Raw genomic sequence first — 24,095 nt, 5'->3', positions numbered from 1 at the left:
TAAATACTTACTAAATTATGCAACGAATCTATTCTAAATGTAAATTTTTGCAACGTCAACAAAAAAACAGCGATTAAAACCGCTGTCTTTAGTTATAATTACCCGACTAAGGATAAATTAAATTTTCTAGAAAGTTATTTAAAATACTTAAACGATGCGGTTGACAATTGTCCACACTTGACAGTCTGATCTGACGTAGGGAACAGAAATGGTCTTAAAGCCCGTGATGAAAGGTTTGTAGTAAACTTGCCAATACATGGGGCTAAGTTCATCGGCACAGGTTTTTAGGAGTTTGAGTTCTTTGGCCAGTTCTCCAGCTAGTTCATTAACTCGTTCGGCATGAATTTGAGCAATTTTTTTGGCTTCTTCTAGCTGTTCTTCTTGTTGAGAGATGCGGATGGACATAGGTAGATACCTAGTGAGATGACCTTTTCTTTGTTGGATTTCTTTTTGCAGAAAAGATATTGCATCATCTATGCCTCGGATTTCAGCAGATAATTGAGCGTTTTCTCTGGCTTGACGACGGTAAGCTTCAACTATTGCTAGGTGTGAATCATGTTCACTTGCTTCAACATGATTATTCGTCAATGTAGCTCGTTCTTGTTGAAGTGCTTGGATTTGAGATTTCAGTTCTGCTATTTCTGACTGAATTTTCTCCATATATATATGATGGGTAATTGGGAATAGGTAATTGGTGATAGGTAATTAGTTTTTTACTACTAATTACCCATAGAAAATCTAATATTTACAATATGCTTGCCCCTTGCGTATCCAGGGGGAGCGATCGCACAATTGATGTAATTCCTTGTTTTTGCCAAGCGTTGGCCATTTCTGTGGCAATGAGTTTAGCCTGATCTGCTTCAGCTAATGCTAAAAGTGTCGGTCCTGCGCCACTAATTACCATACCATAAGCGCCAGCCGCCATAGCAGCGGCATTGACCGCATCGTAACCAGGAATTAAGGTTTGGCGATAGGGTTGATGTAACTTATCTTGTAAGGCTGCTTTTAACCATTCTTCCCGATTAGTTGCTAAACCTCGCAGTAACAATCCTAAATGAGCAGTATTAAAAATTGCATCAGCACGACTTACTTCTGTCGGTAAAACCCGTCTGGCTTCTGAGGTTGATAATTCAAAATCGGGAATTGCCAATACTGGAACTATATGCCGATGCCAAGGAATATCGCAAATTTCCCAACCTGTGCGACTAGTAGCCGCGAGACGACATCCACCTAATAAAGCTGGTACTACATTATCAGGATGTCCTTCCATGGCGATCGCTAATTCCATGATCTGCAACTCAGACACAGGCGAACCTGCTAACTCATTAGCCGCAACTAATCCCCCGACAATCGCAGTAGCCGAACTACCTAAACCTCTGGCTAGTGGTACACCCAACTTAATCTCTATTTTCACCGATGGCGGTGTTTGTTCTATATATTGGTATAATTTAACAAACGCCTGATATAAAAGATTACTCTCATCAGTTTGCACCTTTTCGGCTTCTGTACCAGAAACTTGAATAATTAACCCCTGGTCATCAAGAGTAGTAAACTTAAATTCGTTATACAGTTTTAAAGCAACACCAATACAATCAAAGCCAGGACCCAAATTCGCAGTCGTGGCGGGAACTTTAACAGCAATGTGAGAAACTACAGACATTTAAGTTAATTCAAAATTCCAATTTCAAAATTATCAGCTTATTAGTGACAGCTTACAAGAAAAACGGAAGAGGCAAAAGGCAGAAGAAATTTTTAATTGTTAATTTAATTCTACCTGCGTTACTACCCTCTAGAACTGTACCCACTAAACATACCTGATTTAAATTAGCACCACTTAAATTTGCTGCATCTAATTCAGCACATAGCAAATTAGCTCCTGCTAAATTCGCCCCTGCTAAATTGGCCGCCCGTAAATCAGCTTCTTCCAGATTCGCTTCACTTAGCAAAGCCCCTTCTAAATCAGCACTACTTAAATCTGCACCTTTAAGATTAGCTCCCGTGAGATTAGCGCCTCTTAAATCTGCACCTCGTAAGTCAACGCCTTGCAAATTTACATTCATCAAATTAGCACCACTTAAAAAAGCACCGGCTAAAGACGCATCACTGAGAATTGCCCCCATCAAATTACTACCGCGCAAATTGCTACCACGTAAATCCGCACTTGTCAAGTCAGCTTGCATCAAGTTTGCACCCATAAGGTTAGCCCGCAAATCAGTTTGTTGCAGGTTCGCCCCCATTAAATTTGCACCTTGAAAATGACCACCTTCTAGTTTAGAACCAGCGAAGTTAGTTCCCACTAAAGTCGCCCCTGCGAGATTGATCCTACTTAAATCTACGGAAGATAAATCTTCATCCTCTAAATTTGCGCCAGGAAGTTGTTTGTTTTTTCCTAATCGAATGGCTTCTATATTCATGTGGGGTAAATCTCAATTTTTTCATTGCTTTTGCTGTGGCTATCCCATCGAGAATCAAGTAACCACAAGCCGCTGCTAACTTTGGTTGTCATTAAGGGTAAATCAAGTCCCTGTTGTAAACCCATGACTAATAAAGTTAAAGTATCTACAAGTTTAGGATCAAAGCGGGTAGATTGTTGTTTCCGGCATTGATCTAACGCTTGAGAAAATATCTCTATGCCACCCTTACTTGAGTATTTATGCTGATTGATAAGTAGCTGAAACTCTGCCACTAATGACAAAATTCGTGATTCTAAGGGAATATCATCGCCAGCTAAACCGGCTGGTTGGCCTGTGCCATTCCACCATTCGCTTTGGTGGGTAATAATTTGAGCTACTGCCCGTAGTCGTGGCATTGTTCGTAATACTTGCGCCCCAGGGACTAGAGGACAAGCCAGGGGACAACTGAGCGCCTCTTCTTGATAACCAGTTGTAGAATTAGTAGGAATAATCAGGCTTTCGGCTTTTTGTAATGGATCTATGCGATGCAACAGAGCCGCAAGACGTAATCTTTTAATTTGCCATGCGGGTAAATCCAATAATTGCCCCATTGTTTCCGCTATGGATGCTACTTCTGTAGCGGCCATAGGATTATTGATATCTGCTAGATCAATTAATTGCGCCATTCGCAAAAATGCTTGGATTTCATTAGATACCAAGTTACGATCTAAGGATTTATGATGCGCGGCTGCGGGAATAGATAAGTTATTTTGTCCGGTTTTGAGGTAATCCACAACACGAGCCACGACTGTAGCCACATCTTCTGGTGAGGATATAGCTGGCTGAATTGCCTGTTTTTGTTGACTAAGTTGAAGTGCTAGTTCAGGATCATAGCCTTGGATATGAGCGATCGCTAACTCTGCGGTTTCTTGCACTAACTCTGGTTCAAATGTCCATAAACCGTAGAATTTACGCTCTAAATCGGAAGTTGGCAATCCACCACTCCCATAATCAGCTTCAGATAGCTCTTGACAAATTACCATTGCTGTGTAGTCAGGAGCTAAAATAATCAAATGCCACTCCTGCGCCACAGGATCATCTGTAGCCAACCCGACTAAATCAATATTAGCTAATTGGCTAGTCGGATGCTCGGCAAAACCAGCATCAGCAGCCGCCATAATCACAATTTCTCGGCTGTGTTGAGCGATATCTGCATATCTAGATGCCTCTTGCAGATACCATTTACCCTGTTGAAAAGCCGTAATTACCAAAGGACCATTATCCTTAGTTAAAATATGGTCTTCTAAGGCATGACACAGAGCAACTAAGGTATTTTTATAGTACACACCAAAATGAATTGGTCTAGAACTATGGCGGTGAGAAGTTTCTAGCTGTTGGAGAATTGAACCTTGTAACATGGAATTAATTGGGGATTTTTAGATATACGGCGGTTGGAAACCACGTCTACAAAGGCAAAACCCTTAAATTTTAATTAGTCCACGCAGGTGGACTTTGTTTGTGTAGCCGTGATTTCTAATCGCCTGAGCTTATGTTTTCTAGGATACGCCAGCCAACTGTTTCTCTGGTTTATCTTCTATTGGTGCAGAAAGTGCATCTTCCAAATCAGCGCAACCTAGTTTGGTTTCTAAGATATTCATCACTTCCCGTCCGAAGTCATTGGGATTTTGTCGCCATGCTTGCAAGCAAACTTCACCAAAGAAAGAACCAAGAGGTTCAGGATTCCATAAAAGTTTTTTAGCAGTCCAAGGCATTAAGCTCATAGGATCATATCCTGGTTTCAGAATACCCTCTTTAAAAGCGTATTCTTCTAAGTGAGTATGGGGTTGTAGTCCAATAAAGAAAATAGCAGGTTCAACTTTATCAGCCCCAAAAATCCGTTCTAGTTCCCGATGATAAGCGATAGTTTGGCGAATAGTTTCGTAACGTTCATCAATCACATTAAAGGAGTAGTTAACAGAAACTACATCATTGAAACCGGCTGCTTTTAAATCCCGACAATTTTGTAAAACAGTTCGCAAGTTATAACCCATTCGCATTTTGCGAACAAGTTCTTGAGAACCGCTTGTGATGCCAATTTCAAAATAATTCATCCCCGTTTTTACCATCAACTCACACAATTGGGGTGTTAAGTTGTCGGCTCTAATATATGCTGCCCAATGGATATCTGTCATCCCAGAATCAACAATTTTCTGAAGAAGTTCCACAGCATCATCAATGAATTTGCGGGCGGGGATAAATTGAGCATCAGTAAACCAAAAGTTACGAATGCCCCGATTGTATAATTCTCGGATTTCGGCAACAACTTCGTCACTAGGGTTAATTCGTACTTGTTTACCTTCGACTACAGTATAGACACAATAGCAGCAATTATGGGGACAACCGCGTTTGGTTTGCACACCAATGTAAAAATCCTGTTCTTGGAGGTAATAATTAAATTCCGGCCAAATTGTTTCGATGTAGTCGTAGTTACACACCGTTTTTTCCAGTGGTGTGGGTTGTTCGTGAATCAAGCGTTGGCGTGGTTTATTTTCTCCTACGACATAGCAGCGTTCATTGCTAATATCTTCACTATTGAGCAGTTTTGTGAGTAAGGTTTCGCCTTCACCCACAGAAATAATTGTTCCTGGAGGTAAGCTTTTACCCAACTGTTCATAAAATACGCTAACTGCACCACCACCTAAGACAACGCGGGCTTGAGATTGATATTTTTGGGCGCGTTTTAACCCCCGTTTGACTAATCCCAGATTCCGCCATAACTCCACATAATAAGCAATAAAAATTCGCAAGCCGCCAAAAGCACCACGCAATTTGATCAGGGGATTTTTGGCATAGTAAAATTCAAAAGCGTTTTGCAGAGGATTGCCGCCCCGTCCGCCCACAGGTGCATAAATTTGAATATCTCGCCAAGAAAAAACTAGTAGGGTTGGTTGAAACTCATCAATACATCTGTCGAGGGCAGAAGCATAATCTAGAGGTGGGACTGTACCTAAGTCAAAAATCCGCTGTTCTACATTGGGAAATTGTTTGTGGACGTGATCTGAAAGATAGACAACCCCAATTGGGAAGATAGGGTTACAAGGAAGGCGAACGTAGAGAATTTTAGTTTTGTTCATAGGTGGTTTAACTGTATCTTGTCTTTGTTTAGGTAAAGACTAGAAGCATATTTAGTTTTCTAGTCGCTGAAGTTGTTGCTGAATTTACCAGCATTTTTATTGACATTTCAGTTGGTTTATGGTAAGCAAAGTTTGCTGTTAGCAACTGTAGTGCAAGTAAAAACTGCTGTGCATAAAATTTGCTTGGTTATATATAGATGACGGTTTATGAACAAAATTTTCATATACATTTACCATAACATCGAGTTTATGAATTAAGCGACGATTTTCTTTGATGATTTCTACAGATAGATACAACAGATAACTTGACTTGCTAGAAAGAATAAAAATCAGGCCAATTTTACAAATAATAGCGACGGACAAAAATCTAAAAAGCTGATATATCAAGAGTTTTGCCAATAAAGCGTTAGCTGTGTGCAAACAGGACAAAATCTTCAAGAGTATGAGACAGATGAGTAAAAATGCTTATCTAGAAAGAATTTACCGCAATTTTGTCCGCACCAAAAGGGCAGAATTTCATTTGTAATTTGTTTTTTAAGTAAATATAGATTTATTTACAAAATTTTTAGAAACTAGATATATCTTTAGATATAAATAATGCAGAAAATTGCAGTTGGTAGTCGGGGTTACAGCAAATGGGGATCATCCGGTGTTAGCTTTAGTTATGTAATGTAAAAAAATTGTGGCGCAAATAGCTCACCAGCAGTTATGGCTCAGATATTAGATCCTCTACCACCGGAGCATTCGGGGAAGATTCTCTGCTGCTACGTCAATGCCACGAGTAAGATCCAGGTGGCTCGCATCTCCAATATTCCCAACTGGTACTTTGAAAGGGTTGTTTTTCCTGGACAAAGGCTAGTATTTGAAGTTCCTAAAGAAGCGCAAATGGAAATTCACACCGGGATGATGGCAAGTGCTATTATCTCAGATACGATTCCATGCGATCGCCTCATCATCCATGAACCTAGCAGTGATGAAATACAAGACGATACATCCGCAGGAATAAATCCTACTAATAGTAATCCGCTGGAGTCGGAAATTAATACAAAAATTGTAGATACTACAAAACCTTTACCAACTGTTGAATTGGCATCTATTGATTAAAAAAATAAATGTTGCTTAACATGAGGGTTGCTGAATTCAGCAGCCTTTTTTATTAATGAACAAGGATTACACAGAATTTCTCAAGCTCATCAACTACTCGATTATGTTGTAATTAATTCAAATCATGATTCAATATATCAAAACCTCTCGTCTGAATATCGCCTATCACAATTATGGTTTAAATGATGCAGAAACCATAATTCTTATTCACGGCTGGCCTGATGATGCACTTACTTGGAAGACAATTATTCCCCCATTAGTAAATAAAAATTATCGCTGTATCACACCATTTCTTAGAGGTTGTGGATTGACACATTTCCTCAATGCTCAGACTCTGCGGAGTGGACAATTAGCGGCTTTAGGACAAGACCTAGTTGAATTCATTACAGCCTTAAATATTGGATCTGTACATTTAGTAGGTCACGATTGGGGAGCGCGGATTGCCTATAATACATCGGCTTTACGTCCTGATTTAGTCAATAGTCTCACTGCATTATCAGTAGGTTATGGAACTAATAACCCCAACCAGAAACTATCTTTTACTCAGGTACAACAATACTGGTATCAGTGGTTTTTTGCCACAGAACGCGGACGGGAAACACTAGCAGCCGATAGAAGGGGATTTACTCGCCAATTATGGCAATTATGGTGTCCTGGATGGCATTTTCATGAAACGGAATTTGAAACTACTGCCCAATCATTTGATAACCAAGATTGGATAGATATTACCATTGATTCATATCGCAATCGTTGGGGTAACTCTGCTAATGATCCTGACTATGATTCTATTCATAATCAACTTATGAATGCACCTAAAATTAATGTACCAACTACAGTATTACATGGAGAATGTGACGGTGCAACTTTGCCAGAAACTAGTGCTAATAAAGAACAGTTTTTTACAAAAGATTACCAGAGATTTGTCATACCAAAAGTTGGCCATTTTATGCAAAGAGAAGACCCTCAAACCGTAATTACAGCTATACTTAACCGCATTCAAAAAGTTTAACTCTGTTGAAATTCTGAATTAACCCTAATTTTTGCACCAATCCAAAGTTGCATTTTGAGCTTTTTCCCAAATCCTGTTAAGCTCAATAAGTAACTTTCCTGGACTGAAATTTTTTATGCACCTACCTTCTTTTTTATGGTTATGGAAAATAGCTGCCTGGTCAATGGGTTTATCTTTACTAGCATACTTGTTTTTAGCAATAACTGGTATTTGGATGTTAAGGGTCAGAACTACCTCAGAAGCACCTTTAGGAGTTATATTGCCGTGGAATCGTGGTGAAGTGCGATCGCTCCATTATATAATCGGTATCACTATGGTTAGTCTAGTCTTGCTACTCCTAGCGGTTGGTATTGTTGGCACTTTAGGACACTTTGGTTCATTAGGTCATTCGCCACATATAGGGGCTGGGTTAATAGTAGTAATATTAGTTTTAGTATCTGCCTTTAGCGCCACCCAAATTAGTAATAGAAAGCCTTGGGCTAGACCTTTACATCTTGGTTGTAATATTCTCTTATTATTAGGCTTTAGTTGGGTATCTCTCAGCGGTTGGGCTGTAGTCCAAAAGTATTTACCTTAAACTATTCTTTGTCATGTTCAGAAACGAGTTTTAGTTTTTAACTCCTTTATTACATTGCTTCACTTTCATATTTTTTAATGTTTAATTGCTTATTCCCTATCCACCAAGCCAGAATACCCATGAAAAATACCCCCATAACTCCCTGCAAAGGATTATTATTAACACCAGTCACCCAATCAGGAACTTGTCCTGAATATTTCGTTAGTTGTCCAACATTAATAATATAATAACCCCAAACTAACCCACTATGTAAACCAATAGGTAAGCCCAAACGTCCCCGTCTCCAACGTTTTCCCCATACCTGCGTTAACCCTAACAACACTAAAGCCGGAAACTGGGGTAAAGTATGAATAATGGCTTCTAAAGGTTTAATAAAATGGGCTAAAGCAAATAAAATTGCATTGATCCAGAGCGCGATATTTAATTTATAATCTCGCTGTAACTCATCTAATAACCAACCTCGAAATAATAATTCTTCTGCAAACCCTACACCCAAACTCACTAATAAACCTTCTAAAACTATTTTCACTAACAATATTTGAGGTTGTTGCCATACTAACCAACCAAACAACCCTTCTAAACTAAATAAAACTAATACACTAATTAGTCCAATAGCCAGTCCTTTCAACATATCTACACCATTAAGGCGAGTGAATTCCAAGCCATAATGGTTAAATATTCCTGGTTGCTGGTAGACTTTTTTCCCCCAGATATTCAGAAGAAAAATAAACTCTGCATATAATATGACCATTGTCAAGATACTTTCTAAATTAGTATCTTGAACTAGCCAATAAATTGGTGCTGCTAGTGGTAGCCATAACAATATTAAAGCTAAAATGAAACAACCCAGCCTCACAGGGACAGGATATTGAGTAAGTTGAGTGAGATTAATTTTCATAGTTAGTCAGTTGTCATTAGTCAAAACTATACTCTATTGACTAATGACTCAGGACTATTCATCGGGTTCAATGGTGCTACTTAATCCGTGATTTTTAAGTGTTTCACAATAAAATTCGGCGTGTTCTTGAGCGCAAGTAATGACTAAAGCTAACCCATTATGGTGAGCTTCCATCATGATACTAACAGCTTGAGGTTGAGTGATGCTATTGACAGTAGTCATTAACACTTGGACTACGTACTCCATCGGATTATGATCATCATTATGGAGCAAGACGCGATATCGAGGTGCAAGCTTGCGGGATGTAGAACGCTTCTCAATGGTTTCGACTGACACGATTCTTAGCTCTTTTACCGTTGATTTACTACAATACAGTTTCTGTTTAGCAAGCGATCGCTAAACAGTTATTTCGTTCTGCATAGCTGACTCAATCTTGAGATTGATGTCCGTTGTATTTTCACCTGAAAATACTTTTGGCATTGCTTACAGATTTTTTACTAAAATAGTATAACACAAACCAGCCGTTGCTGATATCTCTCTAAAGTTAGTAAAATTAAGGCGTTACCACACAACAATTGCTTTACATGGTTATGGATATTACTCCAAAATTTCAACCAGGACAAATTGTGTCGTTGGATTATCAGGATCAAAATCTTTATACAGAAGTTATTGAAATAGTGGTTTCCCGTCAATTATGCTGGGTGCGTCCTTTGCTGCTTGTAGACTCTACCCAGGAATTACCACTTGTGATTGATTTACGAAATGTATCTGATTTATTATGGCCGTTGGACTTGTTTAGACCTGCTTTAGATACAGAAGTAATTGCTTTTTTAGGGCAAATTTTTCCTAAAGAACAGCAATTGGAATCTGATTTAGTTGCTAAACAACAATTTAATTTATTTATTCATCAACTTTGGCAAGCATACCAACAAGAACAAACAATATACAGCAGGAGTCAGGAGTAAAACTGGCTTTGTGTATAGGTTTCAATTAAGATTCTGTACCATATGGCTACGCCACGCAAGCTATCAACTGACGCTCACGACGAAGCTTTATTGATCTGTAATCTGCTGTAAATAGATTTAACTGCATAGGTAATAGCAGTAACAATATAGTGTTAGTCAGTGGGATTGATTGATGAAAAGTGATACTGTTGATTGAAAAAATCAATTGTTTGAGTCTTGCTCAAATTTACTAAATATGATTGGTAATAGAGACTTGCAGAAATAAACACTTATGGTAAATTTTCCCAAAAGCTGACGCTGCATTCATTTTAATTCTACCCTCATGTACTGGAATTACCCCCAAGTAGGAACTAACTGCACCCTACCAGCATCCATCTCTGCCATTAATAATTCTAAGGCTTCATAGTCAACGTCAGAGATATGTCCCAGTTTTGTGAGTTCTGAGTTAATTTCATTTTCTATTTCTGGGGTTAATTTCTTGATATGCAGGGCTTTTTCAACCAACTGACGAATAACGTATGGAGTTCTCATAAGAAATAAACCAATTTGTAGTTACTATTCACTTCATTATCTAAGATAATGCTTGGTATAAAATGTGATCTATACCTCTCAAATTTAGTGATTTAGATCACTATTGACTAAACAGGATTAGTCATTCAATAACGCTGTTTTTTGTCAACGGTATGGGTAAAAAAAACCAAGCTGACATTGACAGAGAAATTTTGCTTAAACCACCTTTGTTTATAGCTTTAGCAAGGGTAGCTGCTACAGCTATAGATGATTAATCTGCATTGAGGATGTATATGTAGATTGTTTTTTAACTTCCAGAAAAAAAATGTATATATAAATACAGTTTACCATTGACTTATGATAATCTTTAAACAAAGGTAGTAAAGCTATAAAGATTCAGCAAAGAAAGCTAAAACTTGTAGCCAATTGCGAAAAAAGGGTTTATGTTCAATAAAAGCACAAATTTACACGGTCAATAATTTTCATCAGGATGTAAATATGGTAACAACTCTGACTGCTTCTGAAATTATTGTAATTCGTCCTCAAAGATACTTAAAGGCGGTAAAAGCCTCTGAATTTGAATATATGTGAACCTGATTTGAATTTATACAGAAATGACGGTTAATTTATGTCACAAAGTTCTAAGTTGTCACGATTACTGTGATCAAAATCTATAATTAATGCTAGTCTTGGGGTAATTGGCTGTAATTTAGGGTAGCTAGAAGATAGCAAAGTGGCTGTTTTAGTTGAACAATTAATAACATCGGATATTTTAAAACCTGCCCGTTACTTGGGTAATGAGCGTTTAGCAGTCCATAAGCCTTGGGATACGGCAACAATCCGTTGGGTTTTGACATATCCAGAAGTATATGAAGTTGGGGCATCAAATTTAGGGCATATCATATTATACAACGTTTTGAATGCCCAGCCTCGCCAGTTATGCGATCGCGCGTACTTACCAGGAGCAGATTTAGCAGCTAAACTTCGGACTACGCAGACACCTCTGTTTGCGGTGGAATCTAAACGGTGGTTGACGGACTTTGATATTTTAGGCTTTAGTCTCAGTTATGAATTAGGTGCAACCAACATTCTAGAAATGTTGGATTTAGCAGGAATTCCCCTTACCAGAGCAGAACGGTTACAGGGAAATTACCCACTGATTTTTGCAGGTGGACAAACAGCAACATCTAACCCCGAACCTTTCACAGATTTCTTTGACTTTTTTGCCTTGGGAGATGGTGAAGAACTGCTCCCGGAAATTGGTTTGATTTTAGAAGAAGGGAAAAAATCAGGCTTGAATCGTCAAGAACTCCTACTAGATTTGGCACAAGTTCCTGGTGTATATGTGCCGCAGTTTTATGAAATGGGTGCAAGTGGGGCTGTTTATCCCCTGCGTCCAGATGTACCTAAAAGGGTTCTCAGACGGGTAGCCACACCAATTCCTGCCTATTCCATTGGCTTAGTCCCTTATGTAGAAACAGTCCACGATCGCTTAACCATTGAAATTCGTCGGGGTTGCACCCGTGGTTGTCGCTTCTGTCAACCAGGAATGCTGACTAGACCGGCACAGGATGTAGAACCGGAAAAAGTGGTAACAGCCATAGAAAAAGGAATGCGGGAAACTGGTTACAATGAGTTTTCCCTATTGTCTTTGAGTTGTTCAGATTATTTAGCCCTACCAGCGGTGGGGATGGAAATTAAAAATCGCTTAAAAAATGACAATATTTCCCTCACTTTACCAAGTCAAAGAGTAGATAGATTTGATGAAAATATTGCTAATATCCTGGGAGGAACACGCCAAGGGGGATTAACCTTTGCCCCAGAAGCAGGTACTCAAAGAATGCGGGATATTGTCAATAAGGGCTTGACTAATGAAGAATTGTTGCGGGGGATAAAAACCGCTTGGTCACAAGGTTGGCATAAAATCAAGCTGTATTTTATGATTGGTTTACCCGGTGAAACAGATACCGATGTGATCGGGATTGTGGAAACTGTGAGGTGGTTACAACAAGAATGTTGGGAAAAAGGCAGAAAAGCCCTGAATTTTAATTTGACTATTTCTAACTTTACTCCCAAACCCCATACTCCTTTTCAATGGCATTCAGTCTCAACAACAGAGTTTGCCAGAAAGCAGAACCTATTGCGACAAGAGTTTCGCGGAATGCGAAATGTGAAAGTAAATTTCACGGATTTTCGCATCTCCGCCATGGAAGACTTTATTGGTAGAGGCGATCGCACTTTGGGGAAAGTGTTACAGCGGGCTTGGGAACTGGGTGCAGGGATGGATTCTTGGTATGACAATGTAGATAAAGCATTTACAGCTTGGGGCGAAGCGATCGCTCAAGCCGGTCTAGACTGGAAATACCGTCAAGTTGAAAATGGTGAATGGAATCTGTTTGCTGTCAGCAACAAGGAACAAGAAACCTCATCACCTCTAGATATTCCCTTACCTTGGGATCATATTGATACTGGCATTGATAAAAAGTGGTTGCAAGAAGACCTCCAACGCGCTCTAGCAGCCGCAACTGTCCCTGACTGCTCTTTTGAAGGTTGTTCCCATTGCGGAGTTTGTGGCACTGATTTTGGTCACAACATCGTGATTTCTCCACCACCCATTCCCAGTTTTGCTGGTGATTTTGTCCCCAACACCACTAAAGCCCAACGGCTGCGCGTATGCTTTGGCAAAAAAGGGGATATGGCTTTGGTGAGTCACTTGGATTTAATGCGCCTCTTTGATCGAGCTATGCGACGAGCAAGTTTACCAATTACATTCACAGGTGGCTTTCATCCTGGTCCGCGAATTTGTCTAGCTAGTGCTTTAGCATTAGGCGCTACCAGTAATGGAGAAATTGTTGATTTTGAATTCACTCAAGCAATTGATATCGAAACTTTTCATGCCCAATTAGTGAATCAACTACCTACTGACATACCTGTATATAATGTGGTAGAAATAGATATCAAATCTCCCTCTGCTAACCAGTCTCTGGAAGCAGCCGAGTATTTACTAACAGTGTCTACATCTCAAAGCGAGGTACAACCGACACAATGGCAAGATTGGATTGAGACTATTCAAAATCAAGAGGAGATTCTTTCGGCACATACAACCAAATCAGGTAAGCAGCAATTAATAAATCTGCGCGATCGCTTATGGGAAATAGAATTAATCACAGCCTATAATCGAGAATCAGACTCAACCGCAGTCCTCCGTTACTTGGGTAGCTGTCGTCCTGACGGTGTGATCTTACGTCCTGAGCAAGTCTTGTCTATGCTAGAAATAATCACTAATGCAGAATTTCACCTCTTGCATATTCACCGCAATCGCCTAGTTATTGGATAAATTGCCAGTAATTACCCGAAATTAACAAATTGTGGGAATTTATTTTTAGCTAACAAGCAGAAGCTTCTCACCTACCGGCAAGGGAGGTGATGGGATGAATGGGAGTGAGTGACGAATTGACGAGCGATCGCAATTTAGCAATGGCAAATCAGCAATGTGAGTAAATAAGGAATAAACACTTTCTTGGTTTTTCTCAAAATATTTGATATAATTTTGACCAATAGGTGTAACTCAATTAAATGCTGAAAAGCAGCCTATTGAAAAAGTTAGCAATTATCTCTAAAAGACCCTAAGACATAGGGCTTTAAAGCTCAGTTAATGTCCAGATTAGGAGTCCCTGAGAAGTCCACACTCACCTGTAAGGAAGCGTGTGGAGTATGTCACCAAAGTTGCGTTAGAATTAGAATCAAGAGAAATTTTCTGGCGCTGCATTGCATGGCTTGATTCACTACCCTGATCATCAGGGAGCAAAGCCAAAGATATAAGAGTGCAACTTCTAAGATTGTATTCCAGACAAACTCTGTTGATGATTACAAACCACTCTCCCTATAGCTACCCTGTGAATCAATCACTAACAATAGCTTTCGTCAGCTTCTCTATTAGCTGATAGATTCTATCCCTTAAATAATACTTGCTTTTATTGCGGGCTTATGCAATTGCTACAAAAGTAAGGGTGTTTAACTGTAAAAAATACCACGTAAGTATTGACAGAGATGAAAACGCCGCCAAAATTCTTGTCAAGATAATCCGGTGGGTTATCTGCACTAGCTAAATTTTCTAGTGAAAATACGGATAGTGAATCTAGTGCGAAAAGCAGGTTTTTCTCCGTCAATAAATGGTAAAACCAAAAAGTTGCAGCCTGTTTAAACTCTAACTTTTTGATAAGTGCGTGCATTTAAGCATGGCTAACTTTACCTGATGAAACATTAACTTTGGAGCAGATGTCTACGGATATCCAAAGTTTAGATAGCAGCGTATAGTATGGGAAATCAACCAAGGGCGGTTGATTTAAGTTCTTAAACTATATACAGCTATTCAGGAATAATCAGGCGTGTAAACGAGATTACAGTATCATTAGCTCTCCATAACTTTGCAGAGCCGCTCAAATTTGAAATTTTTATTACTAGTAGCGCCTTGTAGCAGCGACTGTAGGGACAAAAGAGATCACGGAGAAGCTCTTCTTGTAATTCCCCTCAGTGCTGCCAGTTTTTGAGGAAATTGAATGCCAAAACAAATTATCATCGCGGAACAGCATCAAATTGCTGCTGTATTTTCGGAAGATCAAATACAAGAACTCGTTGTAGCTACCGGTCATCACCAAATAGGTGATATCTATTTAGGTGTAGTAGAAAACGTATTACCTGGGATAGATGCGGCTTTTGTGAATATCGGTGATCCCGAACGCAACGGTTTTATTCATGTTACTGACTTGGGCCCGTTGAGGCTGAAGCGTAGTGCAGCAGCTATTACAGAACTGCTAACACCACAGCAAAAAACATTAGTACAGGTGATGAAAGAGCCTACTGGGACAAAAGGTCCCAGGCTGACAGGTAATATTACCTTACCTGGACGCTATGTAGTATTAATGCCTTATGGACGGGGTGTAAACTTATCTAGACGGATTAAGAGCGAAAGTGAGCGTAACCGTCTCAGAGCTTTAGCAATTTTGATTAAACCAGCAGGTATGGGTTTGCTGGTACGCACAGAAGCAGAAGGCAAACCAGAAGAAGCAATCATTGAAGATTTAGAAGTGCTGCAAAAGCAGTGGGAAATTGTTCAACAAGAAGCAGTATCTACTCGTGCGCCAGCCTTACTTAATCGGGATGATGACTTTATTCAGCGTGTACTAAGAGATATGTATGGCAGTGATGTGAATCGCATTGTGGTCGATTCCAGCACTGGCTTAAAACGGGTGAAACAGTATTTACAAAACTGGAGTGGTGGACAAACACCCCAGGGATTACTGATTGATCATCACCGCGATCGCTCGCCCATTTTAGAATACTTCCGCATTAATGCTGCTGTCCGCGAAGCTCTCAGACCAAGAGTAGATTTACCTTCAGGCGGTTATATCATCATCCAACCAACGGAAGCATTAACCGTCATAGATGTAAACTCCGGTTCTTTCACCCGCTCCGCCACTGCTAGAGAAACAGTGCTGTGGACAAACTGCGAAGCAGCTACAGAAATTGCACGTCAGTTACGTTTACGAAACATTGCCGGTGTGATTGTCGTTGATTTCATTGATATGGAATCCCGACGCGATCAAATGCAAGTTTTAGAACACTTTAACAAAGCTCTCAAAGCTGATAAAGCCCGTCCGCAAATTGCCCAATTGACTGAGCTAGGTTTAGTAGAACTTACCCGCAAGCGTCAAGGACAAAACATATATGAATTATTTGGCGAGACTTGTCCTACCTGTGGCGGTTTAGGACATACCGTGAGATTACCGGGAGAAACGGAAAACCGATTACCTATCCCGGCTACAGATGTACCAGATCGGTTTGTACCGATGCCACAAAAAGAATCCCGGCCTGTGACTCGGATAATTGATAGCGGTAGCATGGCGCAAGCCATACCACGAGATCCCTACGATGGCTTTGGGGATGGATTTGAAGGAGAATCGGAATTTAGTTCCCTACATCTAACTAATCATCCTAGTTACCAAGAATTAAATGATAGCAAGCGCCGCACTCGTACCCGTCGCAGCCGGATTGGGGTAAATGGAGTTAATGGTAAAGATGAACCCCGCTTAACTACCAATCCCCTAGCTTTTGTTAATGATGCGGATTTAGACTTAGAAGAAGCTGAACTACCTTCTTCAGAAATCTCCCCACCTACCATTAATAAATCGGGTTGGACGGAAAGGCCAGAACGGGCAAAAATTAAACTAGAACCAATTAAGGTCGAACCACCGGAGATTATTACTGTCGAAATGTCAGCAAAAGAACAAGATACATTTGCTGAAATGGGAATTTCTCCTCTACTCAAATTAGATCGGGAGGGCAAAAATTCTAGATCGGTGATTATTAATGTTGTTCAACCAGGACAATTATCGACTGAACCAACTGAATCTATCCCTGAACCAATTATTACTGAAAAGACAACTCCTGATGTTGTCCCTATTGAAGTACCGACACCAAAATTTGAGATAGAAGAAGAATCTTCTTTTCCACCATTAACAATTGTCCCAGAATTAACAATTGCCAAAGAGGAAAATGAAGCTGAAACAGAAACAGAAACTAATAGTACCTCTGTGCCTAATCGTCGTCGTCGTCGTCGTTCATCAGCCCTAGATACTGATGGTTTTAGCCAAGATTGAATTTAAGAGGATTTGAGATTTTGGTTTGTGTTCCCTTTTAAATCGGTTGGGGAAATGGGACTGTGATTTTGAGGATTTTTATGATTACTTTGATTAATTAATCATCTAAATCAAATTAATCACATAAATCATAGTTTAGACTTCTGATTAATTAATCATCTAAATCAAGTACACAAATCATAGTTCTGATATTTATGGGAGAAATAAAGCCCACACCCTGGGATAACTTGAGTTGGTTAGAGTTTTCTACCTACTCAGATATGCAGGGTGTGGTTGCGGGTGTTGATGAAGTAGGAAGAGGGGCTTTATTTGGTCCTGTGGTGGCAGCGGTGGTTTTATTACCAGTAGAAGCTTTATCAATATTGATGGCTGATGAGATTAAGGACAGCAAAAAGTTGTCTAGTTCTCGGAGAATTAAGCTGGCGCAAAAAATTACTACTCTGGCTTTAGATTGGAGAATTGGTTATGCTTCAACTGCGGAAATAGATGAGTTGAATATTTTACAGGCAACTTTATTAGCAATGAAGCGTGCTGTTCTGAAGTTAAAGGTAAAGCCTGAACTTTGTTTAATTGATGGTAATCAGTTAGTCAAGGATTTGCCCATACCACAGCAAACGATTGTTAAGGGTGATGAGCGATCGCTAAATATTGCCGCAGCTAGTATCATGGCTAAGGTTTGGCGTGATGATTTAGTGCAGCGTTTAGCATTAAAATATCCTCAATATGATCTCGAACGAAATAAAGGTTATGGAAGCCAGCGACATTTACTGGCTCTCCAAAAATATGGGACTTTACCTCTACATCGTCGCTCTTTTCGTCCTTGTCAAATTCAATCCTGCGCTCAGAATGACAATTATCTTTTTGAATAATTCTCAAACTATTCAAAATTTAAAATTGGTAATTCCGGAATGTTATTATCAATTTCCGTGTTCTGAGTTTGTGATATTACCCAATGCCGATAATCTGCTAAAAGGTGATGTAGCAATCTTTGTTTAATTGTTAACAACACACTTTTGAGTAATCCATTCCCTGTAGTTTCTAAAATTGACTTGGGAGTAAAGGAAAATGGTTGCGGGATCTCTACTAACACTTCTAAATCAGCTTTCCCTTGTAGATGAGTTCCACTACTGAGTTGAACTGGTGATAAATAGCCTTTTAAATTCAGGGAAAAACGTTGGTTAATATACTCAAAACCAAGGATTTCACAACCGAGCGATCGCAAATAAATCGTTCCGCTTGCATCCGCCCAGACTCTCATATCTACAGTAGGCTGAATACTCAGTGACATAAAAGACAGAGGACGCATTTTTAAGCGAAACACTTCTTCAGAAAGCTGTTGAATTCTAGTATTATCAGCTAAGGCATTCACCAAACGTTGAGGCTGACGTAAATAGTGCTGAATAGGAATAGGTTGCTTAGGAACGGAAATTTCAACCGATTGAGAGGCAGTAAACTTGGTAGCCATGAGCAAATTAAACCATTTGTTTTTTAATTGTAATATCTTTTAACAATTTGCATTAAATTGTAAAAAAATCAAACTCTTAATTCATTATCAATCAAATTCGTCAGATTTAAACGTATGAATCTTAAAATTGCACATTTAGGTCCACCAGGAACTTATGCCGAACAAGCAGCTTTTTTCTATCTCAACTGGTTGAATCATCATCAAGGTATTAGCGACAAAAGAAGCTTTGAATTATGTCCCTATCCTACAATTGCCCAATCACTACAAGCTGTAGCTGAAAAGCAAAGTCAATTAGCGGTTGTCCCTGTGGAAAACTCTATTGAAGGTAGTGTTAATATGACACTGGATAGTTTATGGCAATTAGAGAGGTTAAAAATTCAACTAGCTTTAGTTATACCTATCCAACATACATTGATTTCTTATGCAACTAGTTTAGATATGATTAAAAGTGTATATTCCCATCCTCAAGCGTTAAGTCAATGTCAAGGATGGCTATCACAGTTATTACCAAATGTTAATTTGATTGCTAGTAACTCGACAACTGAAGCACTACAGGAATTAGAACAGGACGTAACAATAGCAGCGATCGCTTCTAGTAGAGCCGCGGAATTATATAATTTACCTATCCTTGCTAGTGGAATTAATGATTATCCAGAAAACTGTACTCGATTTTGGGTAGTTAGCACAGAAGAAAATCAGATGGTTGATTGTAGTCATACATCCCTAGCGTTTAGCGTAGCAGCGAATATACCAGGTGCATTAGTAAAAGTATTGCAAGTATTTGCTCATTCAGGTATTAATCTGAGTCGCATTGAATCCCGTCCCACAAAACGTTCTTTGGGAGAATATTTATTTTATTTGGATATAGAAGCAGATGTTAATTCACAAATCATGAAATCTGCTTTAGGAGAGTTACAAAATTATACAGAAGTCCTGAAAATATTTGGTAGCTATAGTGTGTTGTGATACTTCGCAGAATCTATAGACAAATCTGAAAGCTCCCACCTCAGCCGTAGCCGTTAGGCAGGGGAGCAGGGGGGCAGGGAGCAGGGGGGCAGGGAGCAGGGGACAGGGAGCAGGGAGCAGGGAGCAGGGAGTAAGAAATTACTTTAAACTTCCCGTTACTTAACAACCGTTCTTCTTTTACCCTATCCCTTGCTTCTTCGGTCAATTATTCTATATCGTTAAATGTGTCTTTAAGAACAGAACGTGCTGCTAAATGATTACGAGTAGAAGTAAGAATTTCTGCTTCTCGTTCTAAACGAGCAACGGTATCCTGGATTTCTAGTAATGCTTGCTGTTCTGGTGCTACACCATAAAGATTACTGGCTACCCAATAAGATAGTTCTGTTGGCAAATCTGGTAAATCTTGTGGTAGTTCAATATCTTGTTCTGTTAACTTGGCAGAGAGACGGACAACATCCCGCAATAGTTGTTCTACCTCAGAAGCTAAAGGGCGCAAATCTTGAGATGGTGGTTGGTCTTCAATCCATTCTACCAAACCGACGCGATAAGGCTTTTCACGGATATATTCTAAAACGCGAAACCTTTGCTGTCCTAGAGCTAAAAGTTTCATTCTGTCATCAGGTAGCCGTTGATAATGAATAACTTCGGCACAGCAACCAACATTAGCAATTGTGCCTTTAGCGGGATCGATCATCAATACCCCAAATCGGCGATCGCTATCCAGAATCGTGTTCATCATGATTCTGTAGCGAAATTCAAAAATATGAAGAGGTAATGGTCTAGTAGGAAACAGAACCACTTCGGGTAATGGAAATAGAGGTAGTTCCCGAACTGCAATTTTAGAGGAAGATGTCATTGTTACTTGAGTATAAATTTTATTCTTAAAATATATTGTTCCCTACTTTTCCCATGCTCCCCATACTTTGTTTATATTTTATCATGTGTTTTATTGCTAATAAAAAACCCTGAGATAAATTTTCTCAGAGCTTAAATAAATGTCAGTTGTCAGTTGTTCTTTGTTTTGACCACTGACCACTGACAAATTTATAGTTTGACTTCGATATCTACACCAGATGGCAAATCCAACTTCATCAGCGCATCAATGGTTTTAGAAGAAGGTTGGTAAATATCAATAATCCGCCGGTGGGTGCGAGTTTCAAAATGTTCGCGGGAATCTTTATCTACGTGAGGCGATCGCAGTACGCAATATATTTTGCGTTTTGTGGGTAAAGGAATTGGTCCGATAGCTGTAGCGTTGGTACGGTTAGCGGTGTCTACAATCTTCTCGCAAGATGTATCTAATAAACGGCGGTCAAATGCCTTTAAGCGAATTCTAATCTTCTGCTGCTGTAGAGTTGCCATCTTAAGTTTTCCAGGTTCGGTAAATTTTCGACTTGAGATTTTAAATTTTAGATTTTTTAGATATCATCCCCAATCTAAAATTTAAACTTGTTTATGAGAATAGAATAGAAAAGAGCAGAGATATGATGATTCATCTCTGCTCCTTTGTGATGAGAGCAAAAAGGTGAGTGTTATTTCAAGATTTTGGAGACAACGCCAGCACCAATAGTCCGTCCACCTTCACGAATAGCAAAGCGCATACCTTGTTCAATGGCGATCGCGTTGATCAATTCTACTGTCATTTTGATGCGGTCTCCGGGCATCACCATTTCTGCCGCGCTACCATCATCAGATGTGAAGGCTGTGATTGTACCAGTTACATCGGTTGTCCGCACATAGAACTGAGGACGATAACCAGCAAAGAATGGAGTTTTACGACCACCTTCTGAGTCTTTGAGTACGTATACTTCACCTTCAAACTGAGTGTGAGGAGTAATCGAACCAGGTTTAGCGATTACCATACCGCGCTCAATGTCTTCTTTTTTCATACCGCGCAGTAGCACACCTGCATTATCCCCAGCCATACCTTCATCGAGGCTCTTCTTGAACATTTCGATCCCGGTAACAGCGGTACTACGAGTATCTCTGATCCCAATTAGCTCGACGGTATCACCAACCTTAACTTTCCCGCGTTCGATCCGTCCAGTTGCCACAGTACCACGACCTGTGATGGTGAACACATCTTCTACAGCCATCAAGAATGGTTTATCTATATCCCGCTCAGGTGTAGGAATAGAGGCATCTACAGCATCCATCAACGCATAGATTTTGTCTACCCACTCATTTTCACCCCGTTGGGTTTTGGGATTAGCAGTCATAGCTTCGAGAGCTTTCAGACCTGATCCTTTGATAATGGGAATATTGTCACCATCGAAATCATAGCTAGTCAGCAATTCTCGCAGTTCTAGTTCTACTAATTCCAACAATTCTTCGTCGTCCATCATGTCTTCCTTGTTCAAGAAGACAACCAAACTAGGAACGCCTACTTGTTTTGCCAACAAAATATGTTCGCGGGTTTGGGGCATCGGACCATCAGTAGCTGCAACTACAAGAATGCCTCCATCCATTTGTGCTGCACCAGTGATCATATTCTTCACATAGTCAGCGTGTCCTGGACAATCTACGTGAGCATAGTGCCGATTTTCGGTTTCATACTCAACGTGGGATGTGTTGATAGTAATACCCCGGGCCTTTTCTTCAGGTGCATTATCAATTTGGTCGAAACCCTTACCTACAGTTTGGCCATTAGCAGCCAAGGTCATGGTAATGGCTGCTGTTAAAGTAGTTTTGCCGTGGTCAACGTGGCCAACAGTACCGATATTAACGTGAGGTTTAGTTCTTTCAAACTTTGCGCGTGCCATGAATACTCGTTTCCTTTTTTAATTAAGCGTTCCCTTTACTTTTTGAGATGATTCCCTCAGCCACGCTGCGAGGCACCTCTTCGTAGGTACTAAATTCCATTGTAAAGATACCTCGACCTTGGGTTTTCGACCGGATATCAGTGGCATAACCAAACATGGTTGCCAGTGGAACTTTCGATACCACTTTCGCAAGTCCCTGTTCAGTGCTTTGGCTTTCAATCTGTCCTCTGCGGGCGATTAAGTCACCAATCACGTTCCCGATATAGTCTTCAGGTACTTCAACTTCAACTTTCATCATTGGCTCTAAGATGACTGGAGAGGCTTTTGATGCCGCTTCTTTCATTGCCATAGAACCGGCAATCTTGAAAGCCATTTCTGAAGAGTCTACGTCGTGGTAAGAACCATGTACCAAGGTAGCTTTGACATCAATGAGTGGATATCCAGCTAAAATGCCGGACTCACAACATTCTTTCATTCCCTGTTCCGCTGGTCCGACGTACTCTTTGGGAACAATACCACCGACAATTTTAGAAACAAATACGAAACCTGTACCTGGTTCGCCTGGTTCTAAATTGATCACTACGTGACCGTACTGACCCTTACCACCACTTTGGCGGATAAATTTACCATCAATTTTTTCGACGGCTTTGCGGATGGTTTCGCGGTAAGCCACTTGGGGCGCACCAACGTTTGCCTCTACCTTAAATTCCCGTAACATCCGATCTACGAGAATTTCTAGGTGCAATTCTCCCATTCCCGCAATTACGGTTTGGTTGGTTTCCGGATCAACACGCACACGGAATGTGGGGTCTTCTTCACTCAAAGATTGCAAAGCTTTGGAAAGCTTGTCCATGTCATTCTTGGTTTTGGGTTCAACCGCTACCGAGATGACTGGCTCAGGAATAAATAGGGATTCCAGAATTACTGGTGAGCCTTCATCACAAAGGGTATCACCTGTTAAGGTGTCTTTCAATCCCAAAGCAGCACCTAAGTCACCTGCCCGTAATTCGTCTACGTCTTGTCGGTCGTCTGCTTTCATCAGCACTAACCGAGAAATCCGTTCTTTCTTATTCTTGCTGACGTTAAGAACGTAACTACCTTTTTTCAGCACGCCAGAATAAACGCGCACGAAGGTGAGGCGACCATAAGGATCAGCCATAATCTTAAATGCCAAAGCTGATAATGGTTCGTTATCATCAGCATGACGTTCTACGGTATCACCATTCAGGAGTGTGCCTTGAATAGGGGGTACTTCAGTTGGTGCTGGTAGGTAATCTATCACTGCATCCAACATCAATTGCACACCTTTATTCTTAAAGGCTGAACCGCAAAGAACTGGTACAATCGTACCGGCAATTGTCCCTTTCCGCAGCGCAGTACAGATTTCTGCTTCTGTAAGTTCTTCACCCTCGAAGTACTTATTCATCAGCGCGTCATCAGTTTCTGAGACTGCTTCTACCAACTTGGTGCGGTATTGGGCTGCTTTTTCTGCTAGTTCTGGGGGAATTTCTGTTTCTTGGATATCAGTTCCTTGGTCGTTTGCGTACATATACGCACACATCCGTACCAAGTCTACAATTCCCTTAAATTCAGTTTCACTACCGATAGGCAGTTGAATAGCAATAGCATTAGCCCGCAAGCGATCAACCATCT

The 24,095-nt window shown here is 40.1% G+C and carries 21 protein-coding genes; 8 read left to right on the top strand and 13 right to left on the bottom strand.

Annotated features, from left to right (window positions below; genetic code table 11):
* Positions 1-147: 147 nt before the first annotated feature.
* From FJR38_RS05000 to FJR38_RS04980, 5 genes are all read right to left on the bottom strand, one after another.
* Complete coding sequence (locus FJR38_RS05000; protein WP_371418158.1) at positions 148-699, bottom strand: hypothetical protein; 552 nt, start codon at positions 697-699, stop codon at positions 148-150.
* Positions 700-745: 46 nt separating this feature from the next.
* Positions 746-1,660, bottom strand: a complete 915-nt coding sequence (gene thrB / locus FJR38_RS04995) for a homoserine kinase (RefSeq protein WP_168535764.1) — start codon at positions 1,658-1,660, stop codon at positions 746-748.
* 52 nt (positions 1,661-1,712) lie between these two features.
* Positions 1,713-2,414, bottom strand: coding sequence for a pentapeptide repeat-containing protein (locus tag FJR38_RS04990; protein ID WP_168535762.1), 702 nt, complete (start codon positions 2,412-2,414; stop codon positions 1,713-1,715).
* Positions 2,411-3,811: a DICT sensory domain-containing protein gene (locus tag FJR38_RS04985; protein WP_168492254.1), complete on the bottom strand. Its 1,401-nt coding sequence runs from the start codon at positions 3,809-3,811 to the stop codon at positions 2,411-2,413. The genes FJR38_RS04990 and FJR38_RS04985 overlap by 4 nt, the downstream gene beginning before the upstream one ends.
* A gap of 138 nt (positions 3,812-3,949) precedes the next feature.
* Positions 3,950-5,527: a photosystem II high light acclimation radical SAM protein gene (locus FJR38_RS04980; protein WP_168535760.1), complete on the bottom strand. Its 1,578-nt coding sequence runs from the start codon at positions 5,525-5,527 to the stop codon at positions 3,950-3,952.
* Between the two features lie 708 nt (positions 5,528-6,235).
* Between FJR38_RS04980 and FJR38_RS04975 the strand changes: the two genes are divergently transcribed.
* The 3 genes from FJR38_RS04975 (at position 6,236) to FJR38_RS04965 (ending at position 8,217) form a co-directional block, all read left to right on the top strand.
* A complete protein-coding gene (locus FJR38_RS04975; RefSeq protein WP_168535758.1) occupies positions 6,236-6,631 on the top strand; it encodes a DUF1830 domain-containing protein in 396 nt (131 codons plus the stop codon).
* A gap of 124 nt (positions 6,632-6,755) precedes the next feature.
* A complete protein-coding gene (locus FJR38_RS04970) occupies positions 6,756-7,640 on the top strand; it encodes an alpha/beta fold hydrolase (protein WP_168535756.1) in 885 nt (294 codons plus the stop codon).
* A 115-nt stretch (positions 7,641-7,755) separates the two neighbouring features.
* Positions 7,756-8,217, top strand: coding sequence for a DUF4079 domain-containing protein (locus FJR38_RS04965; protein ID WP_168535754.1), 462 nt, complete (start codon positions 7,756-7,758; stop codon positions 8,215-8,217).
* Positions 8,218-8,266: 49 nt separating this feature from the next.
* On the opposite strand, the gene FJR38_RS04960 is transcribed toward FJR38_RS04965, so the two are convergent.
* Positions 8,267-9,115 (bottom strand): CPBP family intramembrane glutamic endopeptidase, encoded by an 849-nt coding sequence (locus FJR38_RS04960; RefSeq protein ID WP_168535752.1) that lies wholly within the window; start codon positions 9,113-9,115, stop codon positions 8,267-8,269.
* A gap of 54 nt (positions 9,116-9,169) precedes the next feature.
* Positions 9,170-9,451 carry an ATP-dependent Clp protease adapter ClpS gene (gene clpS / locus FJR38_RS04955; protein ID WP_168492264.1) on the bottom strand — a complete coding sequence of 94 codons (282 nt, stop codon included), beginning with the start codon at positions 9,449-9,451 and terminating at the stop codon, positions 9,170-9,172.
* Between the two features lie 254 nt (positions 9,452-9,705).
* On the opposite strand from clpS, the gene FJR38_RS04950 reads away from it, so the two are divergent.
* Complete coding sequence (locus tag FJR38_RS04950; RefSeq protein ID WP_174763892.1) at positions 9,706-10,080, top strand: hypothetical protein; 375 nt, start codon at positions 9,706-9,708, stop codon at positions 10,078-10,080.
* A 333-nt stretch (positions 10,081-10,413) separates the two neighbouring features.
* Here the strand turns inward: FJR38_RS04950 and FJR38_RS04945 are convergent, their stop codons facing one another.
* Complete coding sequence (locus tag FJR38_RS04945) at positions 10,414-10,611, bottom strand: hypothetical protein (RefSeq protein ID WP_168492266.1); 198 nt, start codon at positions 10,609-10,611, stop codon at positions 10,414-10,416.
* A gap of 712 nt (positions 10,612-11,323) precedes the next feature.
* Between FJR38_RS04945 and FJR38_RS04940 the strand changes: the two genes are divergently transcribed.
* The 3 genes from FJR38_RS04940 to FJR38_RS04930 all read left to right on the top strand — a co-directional run bounded on the left by FJR38_RS04940 (position 11,324) and on the right by FJR38_RS04930 (position 18,118).
* A complete protein-coding gene (locus FJR38_RS04940) occupies positions 11,324-13,927 on the top strand; it encodes a TIGR03960 family B12-binding radical SAM protein (RefSeq protein WP_168535750.1) in 2,604 nt (867 codons plus the stop codon).
* Between the two features lie 1,222 nt (positions 13,928-15,149).
* Positions 15,150-17,249 (top strand): Rne/Rng family ribonuclease, encoded by a 2,100-nt coding sequence (locus FJR38_RS04935; RefSeq protein WP_168535748.1) that lies wholly within the window; start codon positions 15,150-15,152, stop codon positions 17,247-17,249.
* A 194-nt stretch (positions 17,250-17,443) separates the two neighbouring features.
* Positions 17,444-18,118 (top strand): ribonuclease HII, encoded by a 675-nt coding sequence (locus FJR38_RS04930; protein ID WP_168535746.1) that lies wholly within the window; start codon positions 17,444-17,446, stop codon positions 18,116-18,118.
* An 8-nt stretch (positions 18,119-18,126) separates the two neighbouring features.
* On the opposite strand, the gene FJR38_RS04925 is transcribed toward FJR38_RS04930, so the two are convergent.
* A complete protein-coding gene (locus FJR38_RS04925; RefSeq protein WP_168492272.1) occupies positions 18,127-18,714 on the bottom strand; it encodes a DUF1997 domain-containing protein in 588 nt (195 codons plus the stop codon).
* Between the two features lie 114 nt (positions 18,715-18,828).
* On the opposite strand from FJR38_RS04925, the gene pheA reads away from it, so the two are divergent.
* Complete coding sequence (pheA, locus tag FJR38_RS04920) at positions 18,829-19,680, top strand: prephenate dehydratase (RefSeq protein ID WP_168535744.1); 852 nt, start codon at positions 18,829-18,831, stop codon at positions 19,678-19,680.
* A 205-nt stretch (positions 19,681-19,885) separates the two neighbouring features.
* Here pheA and FJR38_RS04915 read toward each other — a convergent pair whose 3' ends face one another.
* The 4 genes from FJR38_RS04915 to fusA all read right to left on the bottom strand — a co-directional run.
* A complete protein-coding gene (locus FJR38_RS04915) occupies positions 19,886-20,536 on the bottom strand; it encodes an LON peptidase substrate-binding domain-containing protein (protein ID WP_168492276.1) in 651 nt (216 codons plus the stop codon).
* Positions 20,537-20,724: 188 nt separating this feature from the next.
* The gene (rpsJ, locus tag FJR38_RS04910; RefSeq protein WP_015113498.1) at positions 20,725-21,042 is read right to left on the bottom strand and encodes a 30S ribosomal protein S10; all 318 of its coding nucleotides are present in this window, start codon (positions 21,040-21,042) and stop codon (positions 20,725-20,727) included.
* Between the two features lie 170 nt (positions 21,043-21,212).
* Complete coding sequence (tuf, locus tag FJR38_RS04905) at positions 21,213-22,442, bottom strand: elongation factor Tu (RefSeq protein ID WP_168492278.1); 1,230 nt, start codon at positions 22,440-22,442, stop codon at positions 21,213-21,215.
* Positions 22,443-22,464: 22 nt separating this feature from the next.
* A partial coding sequence (gene fusA / locus FJR38_RS04900) for an elongation factor G (RefSeq protein WP_254449360.1) occupies positions 22,465-24,095 on the bottom strand: 1,631 nt, incomplete at its 5' end.

Origin of the sequence: Anabaena sp. UHCC 0253 (assembly GCF_009712085.1) — a bacterium.
Lineage (GTDB): Bacteria > Cyanobacteriota > Cyanobacteriia > Cyanobacteriales > Nostocaceae > Dolichospermum.
The sequence above is the reverse complement of the archived record's forward strand: the minus strand, read 5'-3'. Positions and strand labels throughout refer to the sequence as shown.

Coding starts and splice junctions, on each gene's coding strand:
- thrB (WP_168535764.1), bottom strand. CDS start 1,660: ATGTCTGTAGTTTCTCACATTGCTGTTAAAGTTCCCGCCACGACTGCG.
- FJR38_RS04990 (WP_168535762.1), bottom strand. CDS start 2,414: ATGAATATAGAAGCCATTCGATTAGGAAAAAACAAACAACTTCCTGGC.
- FJR38_RS04985 (WP_168492254.1), bottom strand. CDS start 3,811: ATGTTACAAGGTTCAATTCTCCAACAGCTAGAAACTTCTCACCGCCAT.
- FJR38_RS04980 (WP_168535760.1), bottom strand. CDS start 5,527: ATGAACAAAACTAAAATTCTCTACGTTCGCCTTCCTTGTAACCCTATC.
- FJR38_RS04975 (WP_168535758.1), top strand. CDS start 6,236: ATGGCTCAGATATTAGATCCTCTACCACCGGAGCATTCGGGGAAGATT.
- FJR38_RS04970 (WP_168535756.1), top strand. CDS start 6,756: ATGATTCAATATATCAAAACCTCTCGTCTGAATATCGCCTATCACAAT.
- FJR38_RS04965 (WP_168535754.1), top strand. CDS start 7,756: ATGCACCTACCTTCTTTTTTATGGTTATGGAAAATAGCTGCCTGGTCA.
- FJR38_RS04960 (WP_168535752.1), bottom strand. CDS start 9,115: ATGAAAATTAATCTCACTCAACTTACTCAATATCCTGTCCCTGTGAGG.
- FJR38_RS04950 (WP_174763892.1), top strand. CDS start 9,706: ATGGATATTACTCCAAAATTTCAACCAGGACAAATTGTGTCGTTGGAT.
- FJR38_RS04945 (WP_168492266.1), bottom strand. CDS start 10,611: ATGAGAACTCCATACGTTATTCGTCAGTTGGTTGAAAAAGCCCTGCAT.
- FJR38_RS04935 (WP_168535748.1), top strand. CDS start 15,150: ATGCCAAAACAAATTATCATCGCGGAACAGCATCAAATTGCTGCTGTA.
- FJR38_RS04930 (WP_168535746.1), top strand. CDS start 17,444: ATGGGAGAAATAAAGCCCACACCCTGGGATAACTTGAGTTGGTTAGAG.
- FJR38_RS04925 (WP_168492272.1), bottom strand. CDS start 18,714: ATGGCTACCAAGTTTACTGCCTCTCAATCGGTTGAAATTTCCGTTCCT.
- pheA (WP_168535744.1), top strand. CDS start 18,829: ATGAATCTTAAAATTGCACATTTAGGTCCACCAGGAACTTATGCCGAA.
- FJR38_RS04915 (WP_168492276.1), bottom strand. CDS start 20,536: ATGACATCTTCCTCTAAAATTGCAGTTCGGGAACTACCTCTATTTCCA.
- rpsJ (WP_015113498.1), bottom strand. CDS start 21,042: ATGGCAACTCTACAGCAGCAGAAGATTAGAATTCGCTTAAAGGCATTT.
- tuf (WP_168492278.1), bottom strand. CDS start 22,442: ATGGCACGCGCAAAGTTTGAAAGAACTAAACCTCACGTTAATATCGGT.